Annotated in this window: 1 protein-coding gene; it reads right to left on the reverse strand. The window is 60.5% G+C overall.

Annotated features, from left to right (window positions below; translation table 11 throughout):
- Window positions 1-224 precede the first annotated feature (224 nt).
- Window positions 225-1,036, reverse strand: an 812-nt coding sequence (locus D4754_RS23755; protein WP_121068639.1) for an IS110 family RNA-guided transposase, incomplete at its 5' end; no start/stop codon positions are given.

Consider the following 1,036-nt stretch of genomic DNA (forward strand, 5'->3'; position numbering starts at 1 on the left):
GCTCGTTTTCCTTGTTGTTTGGGATCTCTGTCACTCATCCGGGTCACGCTTCTCTTCGCAGTCTGGTTGATACCACGTGGGGCATCGCTGCACGCATGTGTCGGATTGGTTGTGGAGAGCCTCGCTTAGAGACGCGCTTGGTGGCGCAGCAGTCATTTTCGGCTTCATCCACGAACCTCGTCCGGTGAGGACGATCCCGTTCAGATCGATGTTGGTCGGTCAGATCATGCCATGCCCTCCACCTTTTCTGAACGGAACTCAGTGCCGTCCACCCACATGCGGTGGAGCAGGACGGCCAGTTTGCGCGCAACAGCCACAACCGCACGGCGGCGTCCTTTGGTGCGCATCAAGCGCATGCCCCAGGACTTGATCTGCGACCCGGCCATGGTTCGCATGAGCAAGGCATTGGCGGCAGCATAGAGCGTTGCCCTCACATCTCGATCCCCGGCTTTCGATATCCGGCCAGGATTGTCGTGCTCACCAGACTGGTATCGTCGGGGTGTCAGACCAAAGTGGGCGGCCACGGTGCGAGACCGCTTGAACCGCGCGGGGTCATCGACCGCCGCCTTGAAAGTCAAAGCCGCGATCGGGCCGACACCGGGCACAGTCATCATGCGCATGCAGACCCCATCCTGACTGGCGGCCCGTTTGACCCGTCGGTCGAGTTCCAGAAAGTGCTGATACAGAACCAGCCGAGCATCCAGCAGCGGCAGCATGGCATGGGCCAGAACCTCGTCCATCTCGATCATCGGCCGGACAACACCGTCGAAGCTCCCGTGCTTCACCGTCTTCGGCAGGCGAATGCCGAATATCTTCAGTAAACCGCGCACCTCGTTGGCCAGATCGATGGTCTTGCTCAGCAACGCCTTACGCGTACTCAGAAGGGCTCGAGCCCCATGTGCCTCCCGGCTCTTCATGTGAACGGTGCTGAACCACCCCGTCCGCAGGATTTGAGCGATGCCGCGTGCATCGTTGCGATCCGTCTTGTTACGCATCGCGGACAGAGCGGCGCTCACCTGGCGTGCTTCCATGCAGA

Origin of the sequence: Chachezhania antarctica (genome assembly GCF_003646465.1) — a bacterium.
Lineage (GTDB): Bacteria > Pseudomonadota > Alphaproteobacteria > Rhodobacterales > Rhodobacteraceae > Chachezhania > Chachezhania antarctica.